We start from the raw sequence: 14,465 nt of genomic DNA, 5'->3' as shown, positions 1-14,465 counted from the left end.
TGCCTTTTAATTTTTTACCACTGTTACCCCATACGCCTTTAGATTAAGATATTTTTGGGCTGCTTTTTGAATATCATCTAAGGTTAAAGATTGAATAATCTGGGCATAGGATAAAGCCGGGTTTAAATCGTGCATTTGAGAATAATAATACCCATAAAGATTTGTGCGATCGCTGGGTCGTTCATTACTGAAAATAAAACGATTAATTGCTTGTCTTTTAATGCGATTTAACTCTTCTTCTTTGATAGAATTGTGTTGAATTTCCTGTAAATGTTGAATAATTATTTTTTCAACCTCTATCATCTTATCCGTTGACAATTTAGCTGCAATATAAAACATTCCTTGAACTTTTTGAGTCATATTACTTACACTAATTTGAGATACTAACCCTTTATCTTCTCGCAAATCTTGAAATAAGCGAGAGGTTTTACCTTTCCCTAAAATAGAGGCTAAAACATCTAACGCATAAGTCTCATTCAACTCCAGAAAACCCGGTACTTTCCACATCATAATTAACCGCCCTTGCTGCAGTTTATCATCTTCATATTCTTGGCGTACAATAGTTTGAAAAGGTAACTCAGGTGCATCAGGAAACTTTAAAGACTTAAAACTATCAGAAACAGTCTGCTTAGTATAATAAGTCTGCTCAAAACTATCAGCAACAATATCAACTAATTCCTCAACAGGAAGATTTCCCACCGCGACGGCTGTGACTGATGTGGGATGATAACAACTACCATGAAACTCACGCATTTGTTGAGAGGTTAACCCTTCAATGACTGAGGCCGGACCTAAGACGGGACGACGATAAGGTAAATGTTCAAAACAAGTCTCCATTGCTCGATAAAAGGTGCGACGGTTAGGATTATCATGGGAGCGTCTGATTTCTTCTAAAACCACTAATCTTTCTCGTTCAAATGCTTCATTTTCAATCATTGGATTGAAGACCACATCTAACTGTAATGGCACTAACTCCGCAAAATCTGAAGGCGCACTGGTAATATAAAAATGAGTGTATTCTTGGGATGTGGCCGCATTGGTCACCGCACCTCTTTGTTCAATGCGTTGCTCAAACTCGCCACTTTTCAACTGAGGTGTGCCTTTAAAAACCATATGTTCAAGAAAATGAGCCATTCCGTTGATCTCATTTGATTCCAAGGCCGACCCCACCCTAAGCCATACATTAAGGTTAACTGCTTCGACAGGCATTTGCTCAGCAATAATGGTTAACCCATTGTCCAGGTTAACGATAGTGGGTGTATGGGTAGCTGATGAGTCAAGGACGGAACAGGGCATAAAATCCTCTTGCTTAAGTCTGCTTATTCTATCTTAATTGTATGGCAAGCCATCACTGGTTAAAAACCAGGAAAAAGGAAGTTTTCGATGGCCTGAAATAACTTCGGTTGCTATACTATATTAGCAATAGGGTGAATTTAGCCCTATTTCTTGCCCACATTAGTTAAAGAAAGGGGGCGAACATGGCTAATAGTCGTCGAGTTTCTCGCGTTTCCTCGTTAATTAAACGAGAAGTTTCTCAAATGCTTTTATTTGATATAAAAGATGACCGTGTCGGTGCCGGAATGGTGAGTGTTACCGATGTAGACCTCTCTGGAGACCTACAACACGCTAAAATTTTTGTTAGCATCTACGGCACAGAAGAAGCTAAACTCGAAACCATGCAGGGGTTAAAATCATCGGAAGGATATGTCAGAAAAGAGTTAGCACAACGTATCCGTTTAAGACGCGCCCCAGAAGTTAGATTTTTTGAGGATCATGGTATCGAAAGAGGGGATAAAATGCTACATCTTCTCAATCAAATTAGAGAAACTATCCCCCCAGAAGATGAGTCTTATAATGCAGAAGATGAATAAAATTATGAATCTCTGTGACTAATTTATTACCCCATTGGACTCAATTTACCTTAAAAGAAAAGATCGGACAAATGCTCGTGGTTCGTGCTTCTGGTTATTTGTTTGATCACCAAATTCGTTACCCCGTCTGGGAAGCTTCTAACCCTCAATTATCCCATTGGTTAGAAACTTTGAATCTAGGTGGGGTCATTTTATTGGGGGGAAGTGCAGCAGAATTATTATTAAGAACCCAACAGTTACAAAAATGTTCAAAAATCCCTTTATTCATTGCAGCCGATATAGAAGAAGGGGTGGGACAACGGTTTAGTGGGGCGACTTGGTTTCCTCCTCCGATGGCCTTAGGTGAAATCGCTAAATATGATTTACCATTAGCCAGAAAATATGCTGAGAAAATGGGAGAAGTGACTGCAAAAGAAGCGTTAGCTATGGGTATTAATTGGATATTAAGCCCTATTGTTGATGTTAATAATAACCCTGATAATCCTGTTATTAATATTCGCTCTTTTGGGGATAATGTTAATGTCGTCAGTGAGTTAGCAAAAGCTTTTATTAAAGGGGCAAAAAATTATCCTGCATTAACCACAGCCAAACATTTTCCCGGTCATGGAGATACTATTAGTGATTCTCATTTAGATTTACCAGTAATTAATCATAATAATGAAAGATTAGAACAATTAGAATTAGTGCCATTTCAAGCAGCAATTGACGCAAATGTTGATACTGTCATGACTGCACATTTATTGATTAATGCTTGGGATAAAGATAATCCTGCTACTCTATCTAAGACTATTTTAACAAATAAATTAAGACAAAAATTAGGGTTTAATGGTTTAATTGTTACCGATGCTTTAATTATGGGAGGTGTGGCAAACTATGCCAACTCTGATGAAATTGCCGTCAAAGCAGTAGAAGCAGGGGCCGATATTTTATTGATGCCAGATGATCCAGAAATCGCTATTAATGCTATTTATAAAGCTGTAGAAACAGGAAGATTAACCACTGAAAGAATAGACCAATCCCTTCAAAGAATTTGGCAAGCAAAACAAAAACTATTTAATCATCAAAACTATAATTTATCCATTTATCAATTATCTAAAACAACAGATAGAGAAACAGTCAAAAATATTATTAAAAATTCCCTTAAATCTAGCAAAAACTTACCCTTAAAAGTTAAAATAGAAACCTCGAAACGAAATTTAATTGTAGTAGATGATATTTTAAATGCTGATTTTTTAGACCGACAAATGCCAGCCTTTACCATTCCTAATTTATTGGGTTATCAATTGCAATTAGTTGATCAAAATACCCTTGGCAATGTCTTAGAAGATGACCAAGAAACCTTATTACAAATCTTCCTAAGAGGTAATCCTTTTCGGGGTAGTGCAGGATTAAATGAAACCTCTAAAAATTATTACCATAAATTGTTTAAAAAGTCAACCATAAAAGGCTTAATTATTTATGGAAGTCCTTATATTTTGGATTGGTTTATAACGGAAATGAGTTTAAACATACCTTGGGTCTTTTCCTATGGACAAATGGCAGAAAGTCAAGGAATCGCCTGTCAAAAATTGTTTAATTTATCCGCAGCACAATTAAGGGAAATGTCTCGTAATTTAGGAGATGTGTTTATTTAATTACGGTTAATTACGAAAAAATAAAGAAAATCGAAAGAAGTAACAAAATTCCTAAAAATCCGTATATTTTGGTTAAAATAGAGATATTGAATATGACGGTATAATACCAAATTTGGTCAAAATATGCCTCGAATCTCACAAATATTAAAACAGTAAGAACGACCAGAGGCGTGGGGAAAAACAGTACAAAGCGGTAAAGCGGTTGTAAAAATCCGATTTGGTATCAGTGACTGTGAACCTCTTAATTAACGGTTGATATTTAATAAACCGCTATTTTCTTAACTCTAAAGGAAACAATATTGATGAAAATTAAACTCACTTTAGCCCTATTAAGTTGTCTGGTTATGTTTGCCTATGTTTCTCATGGGAAACAAAAACAAGGTCAACCCATCGAAGCTGCAGAACTTGACAACATGGTTCTAAGCCAACAAAATTCTTTTTCCCAGGAACCATCAAGAGAGTTACCCCCTACCGTTAACGCCCCAGATAGTTTACAACCCCCTGCACCTTTCCATTCTTCCCCTTATCCCACTCCACAACAAACCTATTCTCAAACGAAACCAACCTGGGAAAGAGAACCCTATATGCAACCCCCCAGAATAGTGCTTATTCTACCCCGGATAAGCAGACTCGGATGTCTCAGGGGAACTATATGACCTTAACCCCTACCCAGACTAAAAACGCCCTGGGAAACCCTATTTATGAACTGAGACTCTATGCTAATGGCCAATTAATGGCCACGTATCAAACCGTCACAGGAAGAGCCGACAGTCAAAACAGAAATCGCCACCAATCTGGAACAGAAGCACCCTTACCGGATGGCCAATATCAAGTGGCCAGTGCTGAGGTGGCAGGAACTCATCCGGAAGTTGGGGGGAGATTTCTCCCCATTGAACCCCTCTTTCCCACCCAAAGGTATGCCCTGGGAATTCATTATGACCCCTCTTACCAAAAAAATAACGGGGAAGACGGAACGGAAGGATGTATCGCCCTAACCAATAAACCTGACCTTGACCAAGTATTACAGTATGTTTACACCTATCAACCGCAATACTTAGAAGTCAAGTTACAAGGTTAACTCTTACTCTATTTATTTTATGTACTAACACTCACACACAAAATGAGGTGATAATCATGTTAAAAACCTTCATGACTGGCCTGCTTCTCGTCGGTGCCACTGCTTTACCCATGAATGCTCAACAAGGGCCTGGCTGTAATTCCTATGATAATTGTCCACGGGGAGGACAAGGCTACTATGCACGGATTTGCACCAATAGTCGAAGTGGTCGTCTTAATGTCAGAACCGGCCCTGGAACTAACTACCGTAGCTTAACCCAGGTTCCCAATGGAACCACTGTGCCTGTTTTTGACAGAGCCAGTGGTCAAGATGGTCAAACTTACACATGGCAACGTATTGATTATAACGGTGTACAAGGGTGGGTTCGTTCTGACTATATTTGCGATTAGTTCAAGGCAAAAGGCACTCATGCAACAGGCAAGAGTCTTTTTGTTGGGTACAACTGCTTTAAAAAGAGTTGGCCGTTGATAGCTTCATCGGCCACTTTATTGACTGTGTACATAGTTGTGATAACTGTTCACTGTTTACTGTCAAATATCTAACCAACGATAGATGAATAATTTCTAACTAATGATGGATGAAGACTTTGTTAACTTTTGTTAACGTAGAAATGAGATATATAAATTCTAAAGAACTCAAAGGAGTTATTAATGCCTATTAAAATAAGAGAAGATGTTGCTTATATTTTGTTAAACAAAATTAATCAAGCCAATCAACAAGGAAGCGAAAGGGTAGATTTTAACAAGACAGACTTTACAGGAAGAAACTTAACCGTTTCTGACTTCCTAGGACAATTAGATTATTTTAACCAGAAAGGTTACATTGACGCAGAATTTACAGGGAATGCTTACGCAAAACAAGAAGATGTTCCCTCATTAGTTGAAGCAGAGGACAAGGGTGTTGATTTTCGTATTGCTAATACATTAGGCGCACCTGATGGTCCTTTACCCCATTTAATCCGCTTTAAAAAGGCTTCTTTAACCGAAAAAGGTCATAAAGCCCTGCAACGGTTACAAGAAAACTATCCTCAAGCCTTAGAAAAAGGGCCTAAAGTTCCTATCGCAACCAAAGACTTACCCTTTCTTGAGAAAGTGCAACTCAAAGCCGAACTCCCTGACATTTTCGATGCAAGAGATTTAACCATTATTGTGTATCGAACCTTACGAGATTTGATGACCACAGAATCATCCGAGAAAGTTAAATCAGAATTCAAAGAAGATAATAAAGAAGAACTTCATGAACTCTGGAAAGATAATAATCCTTTGGTGTCTTGGTTAAGTAAGATTCGTCCTCCCCTTAAGTTTGATGGTCAAACCTTCTTAAGACGTATTGAACAAGAGGGGGGTGTACCCCGTGGAACTGACGGTGTCAAAGTCATTAAAGCGGTTTTCTCTGCCACCAAAGAAGAGTTATCCGACGGGATGAAACAAGAAATCGAAGCAGTCTTACCTGATAATATTAAAAATATTTGGCAAGCTGCTTAATAGTTGGCACAAACATAGGATGTTTGAGGCTCTTTCCCTTTCTAAACGGGAGAGCCTCAATTATTTTCATACTTTCGATAGTGTTTTGATAATTGGGTGTGTACTAAGATAAATTATGAGCTATTGATAAGATTAGATACTCTGGTTAGGGAACTCTTTATAATAAAGTGGGTTCAGAGTAACTTGAAGTGGTACAGACTGAACAAATGAGTCTCCATGACCAACGAGTCAGTTTTTGATATCATAACCCGTACAATCATAATTTCTTGATTTAACCTTATTGTTGTGTGGCGTGTGTGAGGAGAGGTAATGGTGAAAACCGTAGATTTTAGTGGACGGCCCTTTCATTTTATTGGCATTGGCGGCATTGGAATGTCTGCCTTAGCTTACGTATTAGCAAAACGGCAACTCCCCGTATCGGGGTCTGATTTGCGCTCAACCCATATTACTGAGCGATTACAAGGGGTGGGAGCGCATATTTTTAGCCGTCAAGAAGCAACCAATTTAGACTTATTTAGTTCTGGTCAAAAACGAGTGTTAGAAACGGTATCGGTGGCAGTGAATGGGAGTCAGCCATCGAACCCCAATCATAATGGTAAAAGTTTATCTGACCCCAATGGCTTATTGCTTCACGAAACCTTACCTCAAGTCATCTGTTCTACCGCCATCGCCCATAGTAACTCCGAATATGCGGCCGCTAAAGAAAAAGGATGTCCGATTTTTCATCGTTCCGATGTCTTAGCTGCCTTAATTCGGGACTATCAAAGTATTGCCGTCGCTGGAACCCACGGGAAAACCACCACCAGTAGTTTAATTGGCTATATGCTCCTTAAAGCTAACCTCGATCCCACTATCATTGTGGGGGGAGAAGTGGATGCTTGGGAAGGAAATGCCCGCATTGGAGCTACAGGGGGTTATCTCGTCGCAGAAGCAGACGAGTCCGATGGCTCTCTCACAAAACATTATCCTAACATTGGTATCGTTACCAATATTGAACTCGATCACCCTGACCATTATCAAACCCTTGATGATGTGGTCAAAACCTTTCAAATTTTTGAAACCCAGTGTGATATCTTAATCGGGTGCTTAGACTGTGAAACAGTGGCCAATCGGTTAACTCCGACGATTACCTATAGTTTAGACCCCAGTAAAGGGGCAGATTACACCGTCAAAAATGTTACTAGCAACCCCGAAGGAACCTGTGCTGAGGTTTGGGAAAGAGGAAGCTATTTAGGACAAATCCGCCTCACCATCCCAGGCTGCCATAATGTGAGTAATGCCTTAGGGGCGATCGCCGTGGGACGAAAACTAGGGTTAGACTTTGCTGTCATTGCCGATGCCCTTTTCACCTTCACAGGAGCAAAACGACGGTTTGAACACCGTGGCCATTGTAACGGTATTACCTTTATTGATGATTATGCCCATCATCCCAGTGAAATTGAAGCCACCCTATCGGCGGCTCGCTCTAAAGTCGATGGTCAACAGATTTCCCGTGTTGTGGCTATTTTTCAACCCCACCGCTACAGTCGAACCGTCACCTTTTTAAAGGAATTTGCTACTTGTTTTAAGGATGCAGACTTAGTGATGTTGACTGACATCTACAGTGCCGGAGAAGTTAATCTGCACAATATCAGTGGCCAAGATTTAGCCGAAGCCGTCAAAAATAACCATTCTCAGGTCATTTACGAACCTTCTTTGAACCGTTTACCTCAAGTGATCTCTGATGGATTGCACCCCGGCGATTTAGTGCTGTTTTTGGGGGCAGGCAATCTCAATCAAATTATTCCTCAAGTGATTGCTCAATATTAGACCTGCTTAATTTAGTCAACTGTTAAACAGGAAAAATGGCAGAAGCAATTGACTTAAGACCTGATGAATAATCACTGTCAACAGTATCATAATTGACAAAATCCTTAGTTATCCTGAATTTTTGACAAAGTTTAGGAACAATTGATTTAACCTATAGTCGTCTTTCTCGGATTACCCTCATTGAATACAAATAGCCATGACCACCGCTTTTTACCCTTCCTCTAAACCCATCGAACTATCGGGAACCACCGCCAAAATTTATCCTAACGTTTCCCTTGCCTCCCATACCTCCTATCGAGTGGGGGGACAAGCGCGATGGTATGCTGCCCCTCGTAACTGGGATGAGTTACAAGGAATCTTTGAATGGTTTCAAAAACAAGATATTCCTTTGATGTTGTTAGGGGCCGGCTCGAATCTGTTAATTAGCGATCGCGGGATTGACGGGTTAGTTCTCAGTACCCGTTATCTCCGTCATCGTCAGTTTGATGAACAAAGCGGGCGCATTACTGTAGCAGCAGGACAACCCATTGTCAGTGTGGCCTGGCAAGCTGCCAAACGGGGTTGGCGTGGCTTAGAATGGGCGGTGGGTATTCCTGGAACCGTTGGCGGGGCAGTGGTGATGAATGCCGGCGCCCATAATCAATGTGCGGCTGAGTGTTTAGTTAGTGCTGTGGTGGTGTCTCCAGAGGGTAAGGTAGAAATATTAACACCAGAAGACTTAAACTACAGCTATCGCACCTCCGCTTTACAGGGGGGACAACGGTTAGTCATAGAGGCAACGTTTCAACTACAACCTGGATTTAGCCGTGAAGTGGTTACCGCTACCACACAAGAGAATCTTTGGAAGCGTAAAAGCTCTCAACCTTATGATAAACCCAGTTGTGGGAGTGTATTCCGTAACCCTAGCCCTTATGCTGCTGGTTGGTTAATCGAACAGTTAGGGTTAAAAGGCTATCGCGTGGGAGATGCGGAGGTATCCCACCGTCATGCTAATTTCATCTTAAATTGCGGTCAGGCTAAAGCACAAGATATTTTTCGACTCATTCATCATGTTCAAGAAAAAGTCCAGGCTCATTGGTCTTTACTGCTCGAACCCGAAGTTAAAATCTTAGGGGAGTTTTCTTAATTGGTTGTTGCACCACTGGGACACTGGAGGAGTGGGAGATTCGGAAAAACAATTGATTTATTTCTCCTCGTCACCCTTCTACTCCGTCACTTAGTTTCGGGTCAACCATTTTTGCCCATTCAGGCGTTGTAGCGTATATAGCACCATCAAATCTAAGCTAATCTTACGTTCATCAATCATAAAAGATTCAATGGTACTTGGAGGCTTACCATTAACCCCATAGGAAAAAGCTTTTTGACCTTTGATATCTTCTTCGAGAAAATAGAGTTTAAACTGGCGTTTTCCTTGCTGCCAAGTCCCTATTACCTGCCAACAGGGTTGCTCAGAAGTCGCTCCAGAGATAGAAATATCCGCTTTAGTAAAGGATAATTCAATATCGTCGAGTCCTTGTTTGATGAGACTTTCTTTGAGCGTCGGGGTAAAATGCTCCTCCATAAATTCGGTGAAGGGTTTATCTTCAATAGCGGGGGGCTTTTCTTTTTTTGCCTTGGGTTTTGTCTCTTCTGCCATAATTGTACCTTAATGATGCGATCGCATTTCACAACACAATTTTACTATCTTCACCATAACCCTTTCTCCCTTATTTTCCCACTCAAAAATTCCTTAAAGTCACAAATAAACACTACCCCCCTGCCCCTTACCCCCCTGCCCCTTACCCCCCCTGCCCCCCTTATAAAGGGGGGTGTGGGGGGTGTGGGGGGTGTGGGGGGTGTGGGGGGTGTGGGGGATGGAAGGAGAGGTGCAAGATATGAGTAAAAGCCGAATTTGGGAATATTTAGGGTGGGTTAGGAAAGAGGTTGACTCCTTGATTCTAATTAATAGAAACACTCTCTAACCCACCGGATAAGTTATAAAAGTTATAAAGTTTCTCGTTTTAAATAAGGTTGCAAAACATCAGGAATTTTTATCGTTCCGTCTGCTTGTTGATAGTTCTCTAAAATAGCAGCCATTGTTCTACCGATGGCTAACCCGGAACCATTCAAAGTATGCACATATTGAGTGCCTTTTTTACCCTTTTCTTTAAAGCGAATATTCGCCCGTCTTGCTTGAAAATCCCAACAATTAGAACAACTAGAAATCTCTCGATAACTGTTAGAAGAAGGCAACCAAACCTCTAAATCATAACATTTTACTGCCCCAAACCCTAAGTCTCCTGTACATAATTCTAAGACTCGGTAAGGCAATTTTAAAGCCTGTAAAATAGCTTCTGCATCCTTGACTAATTGTTGATGGGCTACTTCTGAAGTTTCAGGATGAACTAACTTAACTAATTCTACTTTATTAAATTGATGCAGTCGAATCAGTCCCCTGGTATCCTTGCCATAACTGCCAGCTTCTCGCCGAAAACAAGGAGTAAATGCACAATGTTTAATGGGTAAGGTTTCTGCTTCTAAAATTTCACCACTGTATAAATTGGTAACCGGAACTTCTGCCGTGGGAGCTAACCATAAATCGTCTTCAGGAACCTTAAAACTTTCCTCAGCAAATTTTGGTAATTGTCCCGTTCCTTGCAAGGCACTACTATTAATTAAGACGGGGGGCATCACTTCTAAATACCCGGCTGCAATTTGTTGATCTAACATAAAATTAATCAACGCTCTTTCTAAGGCGGCACCGGCTCCCACTAAAGCAATGAAGCGACTTTGAGCAATTTTTACGGCTCTTTCTACTTCTAAAATTCCTAATCTTTCGGCAATTTCCCAATGGGGTAATACTTCAATTTTGGGTAAAAATTCAGCCCCCCATTTCCGAATTTCTACATTTTCTGTTTCATCTTTTCCTAGAGGAGTAGACTCACTGGGAAGGTTCGGTAATTGTAATAATAAGGCTTCGATTTCGGCTTTTAATTGTTTTTCTTGGGGTTCAAGTTCACTGAGTTTCGTTTTAACCTTATTTCCTTCTTCTTTTAAGGCTTTAATTTCCTCTCCTTTGGGATCAACTCCGCTTTTAATTTTTTGTCCAATTAACTTACCAATTTCATTACTTCGAGCCTGTAATTCAGTGCGAACCGATTCTAATTCCCTAGTGGTGCGATCGCGTTCTAAAATAGGCGTCAAATCATATTCATCTGAAGCACTCCGACGGTTTAGTAATGCTTGTATGGTGTCTGGATTTTCTCGGATCTGTTTAAGGTCTAGCACGGACAATATTACCCTGTTCTATAGATTCCCTTTGTTAGAATAGCTGATTATGTCTGCATTAACCTACAATCGAGTGCTAGGATTTTAAATATTGTTTAAGAGCTTCTTGAACTAAGTAATCAAGATTGATGGGTTGAACTATTCCCACAAAATCAGGAATAATGTTAGGTCACGGGGAAACAGAAACAGAAATTATAATCACTTTAAAGGATTTTAAACGGGTGCAATGCGATCGCCTGACGTTAGGGCAGTCTATGGGTCTTTCTTTAGCTCTAATTAACATTGTCAACCGTTGCTAGGACGACATTATCTTGAAGGTCAAAAGCTGAAGATCCTTTATCCCGTGATCCTAATTCAAATAGATAAATCACTTGATTATCAGCAATGTTAATTTTTCCATCCTTAATATACTCTTGTAAAAAGAATTCAATGGTATTTTGATTAGCAAAAGGAGTAACATCAGGAACCGGATCTCCATTAACCAAAACTTCAAGTTGTGGACTATTGGGATTAGCACTAGAAGCACTTAGATCGTGTCCACTACAAGTTGAGCCATCCCCTGCAATGGATTCTACATCAAAAGTCGTTCCTGCTGGTTGATTGGGTAAGGTTAAAGAAGAATTCGTATCCCAGGTGTGTTGAGTTTCATCAATGTAAAGATTGGTTTCCACAGGAATATCTACCCCTCCAGCACCACAAGTAATTTCACCCCCCAACACTTCAAACTTGATGTTAGCCGGTTTTTCAAGAATTAATTTTTTATCTATAACAGTAAAGGAAGACTCATCTTCCGTAAAACCTTGAGTAATTCTACTTCTAGCAAAGGCTGTTATCTTAACTTCATAATTAATCGCTTCGTGCCAAGTGGGATTATCGACGGTAGTTGCTAAATTAAAGCTGACCAGTTTTTCTTGGGAATCAACACAAGCATTAAACCCTTTTGTCCCATCAGCATGACTAGCTTGCCAATCGGGAGGGCAATTGGAGGTAATGGGTTCGTCATCGACGCTATCAATTAAAACATTAGACTCCCAAGTATCAGGTTGACTGATGTCGTCTTCGTTATATTGCCCTTCTATATTCAAAGGAGGGCCCCACCGCTCAATCACATTCGGCCCTTGCCAAATATCCCCCTCTTCCACTGGTCTGATATAGTAAATTATGCGTTGAGGTACATCAGGAACTTGAAAAACGATAATAGGTTTGGCGCCTGCTGGAAGGGTAAAATCAGGAGCCTCAGCTAAGGATGCAACCGCATCAGACTCGATTTTTCTGGCTAATCTGATTTCATCTGAGAGAAATTCTAAAGCTCGATTGGAATTATATTGAATCGTTTCTTTGGCTGATGCTTTTTGATCCGTTGCCATGATGTGTACTAATCCCCATCCTGCGACGCTAACCACTAAAGACATTAAAGCACTTCCTAATAAGAGTTCTAGCAAACTCAAGCCAGTATTAGAGTGATTTCTTTTTATAAGAGGTAAAAATCCAGTGAACTTCATGATGCTAATCACCACAATTATGTGTGTATAATCATTTACAACTAATAAAATAACATCAATTTTTTTATTTGCAAATATTGACAAATTTTATATTTAAGGTAAGCAACTTTTAAGGCTTTTTGTAAATCACTTAATTAACGTACAGATATTTACTTAAATATTACAAAATAAAGAGAATACTCAAATATTTTAAGAGTATTTTTTGGGTTGAAATTTATTAGTGTACTTTTAAAAAAATAAAAGATTATGTATTTCTACTGAGATAACTTAGATTAACAAACCAACTCAGTTCAGCATCAATACTGAAAAAAATTGAGACCATTAACTAGAGCTAATTAATTAATTCTCCCAAAGATATCGTTGAGCAATTTTATCCGATTTTTCAGTTAATCGGGTTTTTATCTTGTCTCACAATAGAGGAAAACCCATCAAAAAGTATTTTAATCGGGTATAGTCGATAAAATTAATTGACAAGGAAGGGTGGAAGTCGAGTTGTAGAGGGTGTCGACCTCCGGTTTATATGATAAATAATCTCTTAACTAATTTTGACTAAAATTGCGTCTCCTTCTGATTTGGCCTCATAACTAGCTAATGGTTCGGTTGCTGGACCTTCTATAACTTTACCATCACTACTAAATTGAGAGTCATGACAAGGACAAATAAACACTTGTTTCTCTGATTCCCAAGTTACTGTACAACCAGCATGAGTACAAGTAGGATTAACAGCAATCAGTTGATTATTATCAGTGGGATTAGGAATTATCAGAGCTTTTTGCTGACTATTTCCTAAATTTTCTCGAAGAATTTGTTGATTTTTCCCTAATTCTGTCAAGGTACCCACTTCTTGAAACCCATCCGAACGAACAGCATTACTAACGGGTTGTGAAGCTTTTGGGGTACAAGCAGAAATAATCAAAGGGGTGGCAGTTCCTACCCCAACCAAAGTTATAAATTCACGGCGTTTCATAGGCTGTTAATCATTAATTTACTGAATTGAACCCGAAAAATTTAGGGAGTGTCATTAGTGTATGGCCACTCCCAGAAACCACTAATTAATCTCAATATAGGATTCTCCAGTCTCTACAGGGGGACAGTTAGTCATAGCAGTTTTATCCATTGCCGTTTCTCCAGAGACTTTACATACATAAAAAGGATGGGTTTTGTCGCGCCAAGATTCAAGATTCTGATTAGCTTCGTTATAGAGTTGGGCGTGTTGAGTTTCTGCGGCTAAAGCATAATCAAATGTTTGAACGGCTGCTTGATTACCTTCTGTTTCAGCTTGTTTAATAAATTTGGGGTACATAGTATCCCGTTCATAGGATTCCCCTTTGATAGCGGCACTAAGATTACCCCCTAGAGATTTTTCTAAATTATCGGCTGTGGATTTAACTTCAGGGTTGGTGATATTATTTTTAGGGACTGCACCCATAGCTTCAATCACTTTTGCATGATTGTCTCGATGAATTTCTTCAGCTTTGGCCGCAGCACGGAACAGAGTCCCCACTTGTTTATAACCTTCTTCGTCAGCTTTTTTAGCAAATGCAACATACATGACATGGGCGTTAGATTCTCCATTATAAGCTTTTTGAAGATTTTCTAAGGTAGGGGAGTTGGTTTGAGTTGAAACTTGTGTTTGGGAGGTTGAAGGTTCCACTTGTGCTTCTGGTGTTTTAGGGGAAGTACAACCCACAAGGGATAATGTTGCTAAAATGCTTAGGACTGAAAAGGTTGTGGTTTTTTGAAGAGGTGAGGAAAGATTGAAAGAACGGAACATCTTAGTATTCTCCTGGATAGGATCAAAAAGGGGCAAAAAATAATGA

General features: G+C 39.6%; 14 protein-coding genes and 1 pseudogene. 9 read left to right on the top strand and 6 right to left on the bottom strand.

The features are described from left to right. Positions 1-6: 6 nt before the first annotated feature. Positions 7-1,296: a pitrilysin family protein gene (locus tag C4E06_RS23330; RefSeq protein ID WP_107670761.1), complete on the bottom strand. Its 1,290-nt coding sequence runs from the start codon at positions 1,294-1,296 to the stop codon at positions 7-9. A gap of 182 nt (positions 1,297-1,478) precedes the next feature. Here C4E06_RS23330 and rbfA point away from each other — a divergent pair, with 182 nt between their 5' ends. From rbfA to murB, 8 genes are all read left to right on the top strand, one after another. Next, entirely contained in the window at positions 1,479-1,871 is a 393-nt protein-coding gene (gene rbfA / locus C4E06_RS23325) for a 30S ribosome-binding factor RbfA (RefSeq protein ID WP_107670760.1), read from the top strand. 14 nt (positions 1,872-1,885) lie between these two features. Next, on the top strand, positions 1,886-3,505 hold the full coding sequence (locus C4E06_RS23320; RefSeq protein ID WP_107670759.1) for a glycoside hydrolase family 3 N-terminal domain-containing protein: 1,620 nt from the start codon (positions 1,886-1,888) through the stop codon (positions 3,503-3,505). A gap of 302 nt (positions 3,506-3,807) precedes the next feature. Further along, positions 3,808-4,161 (top strand): hypothetical protein, encoded by a 354-nt coding sequence (locus C4E06_RS28415; RefSeq protein ID WP_198648981.1) that lies wholly within the window; start codon positions 3,808-3,810, stop codon positions 4,159-4,161. After that, positions 4,158-4,583, top strand: coding sequence for a L,D-transpeptidase (locus C4E06_RS28410; protein ID WP_198648980.1), 426 nt, complete (start codon positions 4,158-4,160; stop codon positions 4,581-4,583). Before C4E06_RS28415 ends, C4E06_RS28410 begins: the two co-directional genes overlap by 4 nt. Positions 4,584-4,639: 56 nt before the next feature. Continuing rightward, positions 4,640-4,972, top strand: coding sequence for an SH3 domain-containing protein (locus C4E06_RS23310; RefSeq protein WP_107670758.1), 333 nt, complete (start codon positions 4,640-4,642; stop codon positions 4,970-4,972). A gap of 261 nt (positions 4,973-5,233) precedes the next feature. Beyond that, positions 5,234-6,067, top strand: coding sequence for a DUF2267 domain-containing protein (locus C4E06_RS23305; protein WP_107670757.1), 834 nt, complete (start codon positions 5,234-5,236; stop codon positions 6,065-6,067). Between the two features lie 309 nt (positions 6,068-6,376). After that, on the top strand, positions 6,377-7,876 hold the full coding sequence (murC, locus tag C4E06_RS23300) for a UDP-N-acetylmuramate--L-alanine ligase (protein ID WP_107670756.1): 1,500 nt from the start codon (positions 6,377-6,379) through the stop codon (positions 7,874-7,876). 196 nt (positions 7,877-8,072) lie between these two features. Beyond that, a complete protein-coding gene (gene murB, locus C4E06_RS23295) occupies positions 8,073-9,002 on the top strand; it encodes a UDP-N-acetylmuramate dehydrogenase (RefSeq protein ID WP_107670755.1) in 930 nt (309 codons plus the stop codon). A 90-nt stretch (positions 9,003-9,092) separates the two neighbouring features. Here murB and C4E06_RS23290 read toward each other — a convergent pair whose 3' ends face one another. Next, positions 9,093-9,512, bottom strand: coding sequence for a DUF2996 domain-containing protein (locus C4E06_RS23290; RefSeq protein ID WP_107670754.1), 420 nt, complete (start codon positions 9,510-9,512; stop codon positions 9,093-9,095). Between the two features lie 347 nt (positions 9,513-9,859). Further along, positions 9,860-11,143 carry a serine--tRNA ligase gene (gene serS, locus C4E06_RS23285; protein ID WP_107670753.1) on the bottom strand — a complete coding sequence of 428 codons (1,284 nt, stop codon included), beginning with the start codon at positions 11,141-11,143 and terminating at the stop codon, positions 9,860-9,862. Between the two features lie 137 nt (positions 11,144-11,280). Between serS and C4E06_RS29050 the strand changes: the two are divergent. Further along, positions 11,281-11,412 (top strand): annotated as a pseudogene (locus tag C4E06_RS29050) (lipoyl synthase); the annotation flags it as partial. A 3-nt stretch (positions 11,413-11,415) separates the two neighbouring features. Here the strand turns inward: C4E06_RS29050 and C4E06_RS23275 are convergent. The 3 genes from C4E06_RS23275 to C4E06_RS23265 all read right to left on the bottom strand — a co-directional run bounded on the left by C4E06_RS23275 (position 11,416) and on the right by C4E06_RS23265 (position 14,419). Next, positions 11,416-12,555, bottom strand: coding sequence for a hypothetical protein (locus C4E06_RS23275; RefSeq protein ID WP_198648979.1), 1,140 nt, complete (start codon positions 12,553-12,555; stop codon positions 11,416-11,418). A gap of 625 nt (positions 12,556-13,180) precedes the next feature. Beyond that, complete coding sequence (locus C4E06_RS23270; RefSeq protein ID WP_107670751.1) at positions 13,181-13,612, bottom strand: ubiquinol-cytochrome c reductase iron-sulfur subunit; 432 nt, start codon at positions 13,610-13,612, stop codon at positions 13,181-13,183. An 81-nt stretch (positions 13,613-13,693) separates the two neighbouring features. Then, complete coding sequence (locus C4E06_RS23265; protein WP_107670750.1) at positions 13,694-14,419, bottom strand: rubrerythrin family protein; 726 nt, start codon at positions 14,417-14,419, stop codon at positions 13,694-13,696. Positions 14,420-14,465 lie beyond the last annotated feature (46 nt).

Origin of the sequence: Cyanothece sp. BG0011, assembly GCF_003013815.1 — a bacterium.
Taxonomy (GTDB): Bacteria; Cyanobacteriota; Cyanobacteriia; order Cyanobacteriales; family Microcystaceae; genus Crocosphaera.
This window is presented reverse-complemented; position numbering and strand designations above follow the sequence as displayed.

Excerpts from the sequence above, each read along its gene's own strand:
- C4E06_RS23330 (WP_107670761.1), bottom strand. The coding sequence starts at position 1,296 with ATGCCCTGTTCCGTCCTTGACTCATCAGCTACCCATACACCCACTATC.
- rbfA (WP_107670760.1), top strand. The coding sequence starts at position 1,479 with ATGGCTAATAGTCGTCGAGTTTCTCGCGTTTCCTCGTTAATTAAACGA.
- C4E06_RS28415 (WP_198648981.1), top strand. The coding sequence starts at position 3,808 with ATGAAAATTAAACTCACTTTAGCCCTATTAAGTTGTCTGGTTATGTTT.
- C4E06_RS28410 (WP_198648980.1), top strand. The coding sequence starts at position 4,158 with ATGACCTTAACCCCTACCCAGACTAAAAACGCCCTGGGAAACCCTATT.
- C4E06_RS23310 (WP_107670758.1), top strand. The coding sequence starts at position 4,640 with ATGTTAAAAACCTTCATGACTGGCCTGCTTCTCGTCGGTGCCACTGCT.
- C4E06_RS23305 (WP_107670757.1), top strand. The coding sequence starts at position 5,234 with ATGCCTATTAAAATAAGAGAAGATGTTGCTTATATTTTGTTAAACAAA.
- murC (WP_107670756.1), top strand. The coding sequence starts at position 6,377 with ATGGTGAAAACCGTAGATTTTAGTGGACGGCCCTTTCATTTTATTGGC.
- murB (WP_107670755.1), top strand. The coding sequence starts at position 8,073 with ATGACCACCGCTTTTTACCCTTCCTCTAAACCCATCGAACTATCGGGA.
- C4E06_RS23290 (WP_107670754.1), bottom strand. The coding sequence starts at position 9,512 with ATGGCAGAAGAGACAAAACCCAAGGCAAAAAAAGAAAAGCCCCCCGCT.
- C4E06_RS23275 (WP_198648979.1), bottom strand. The coding sequence starts at position 12,555 with ATGTCTTTAGTGGTTAGCGTCGCAGGATGGGGATTAGTACACATCATG.
- C4E06_RS23270 (WP_107670751.1), bottom strand. The coding sequence starts at position 13,612 with ATGAAACGCCGTGAATTTATAACTTTGGTTGGGGTAGGAACTGCCACC.
- C4E06_RS23265 (WP_107670750.1), bottom strand. The coding sequence starts at position 14,419 with ATGTTCCGTTCTTTCAATCTTTCCTCACCTCTTCAAAAAACCACAACC.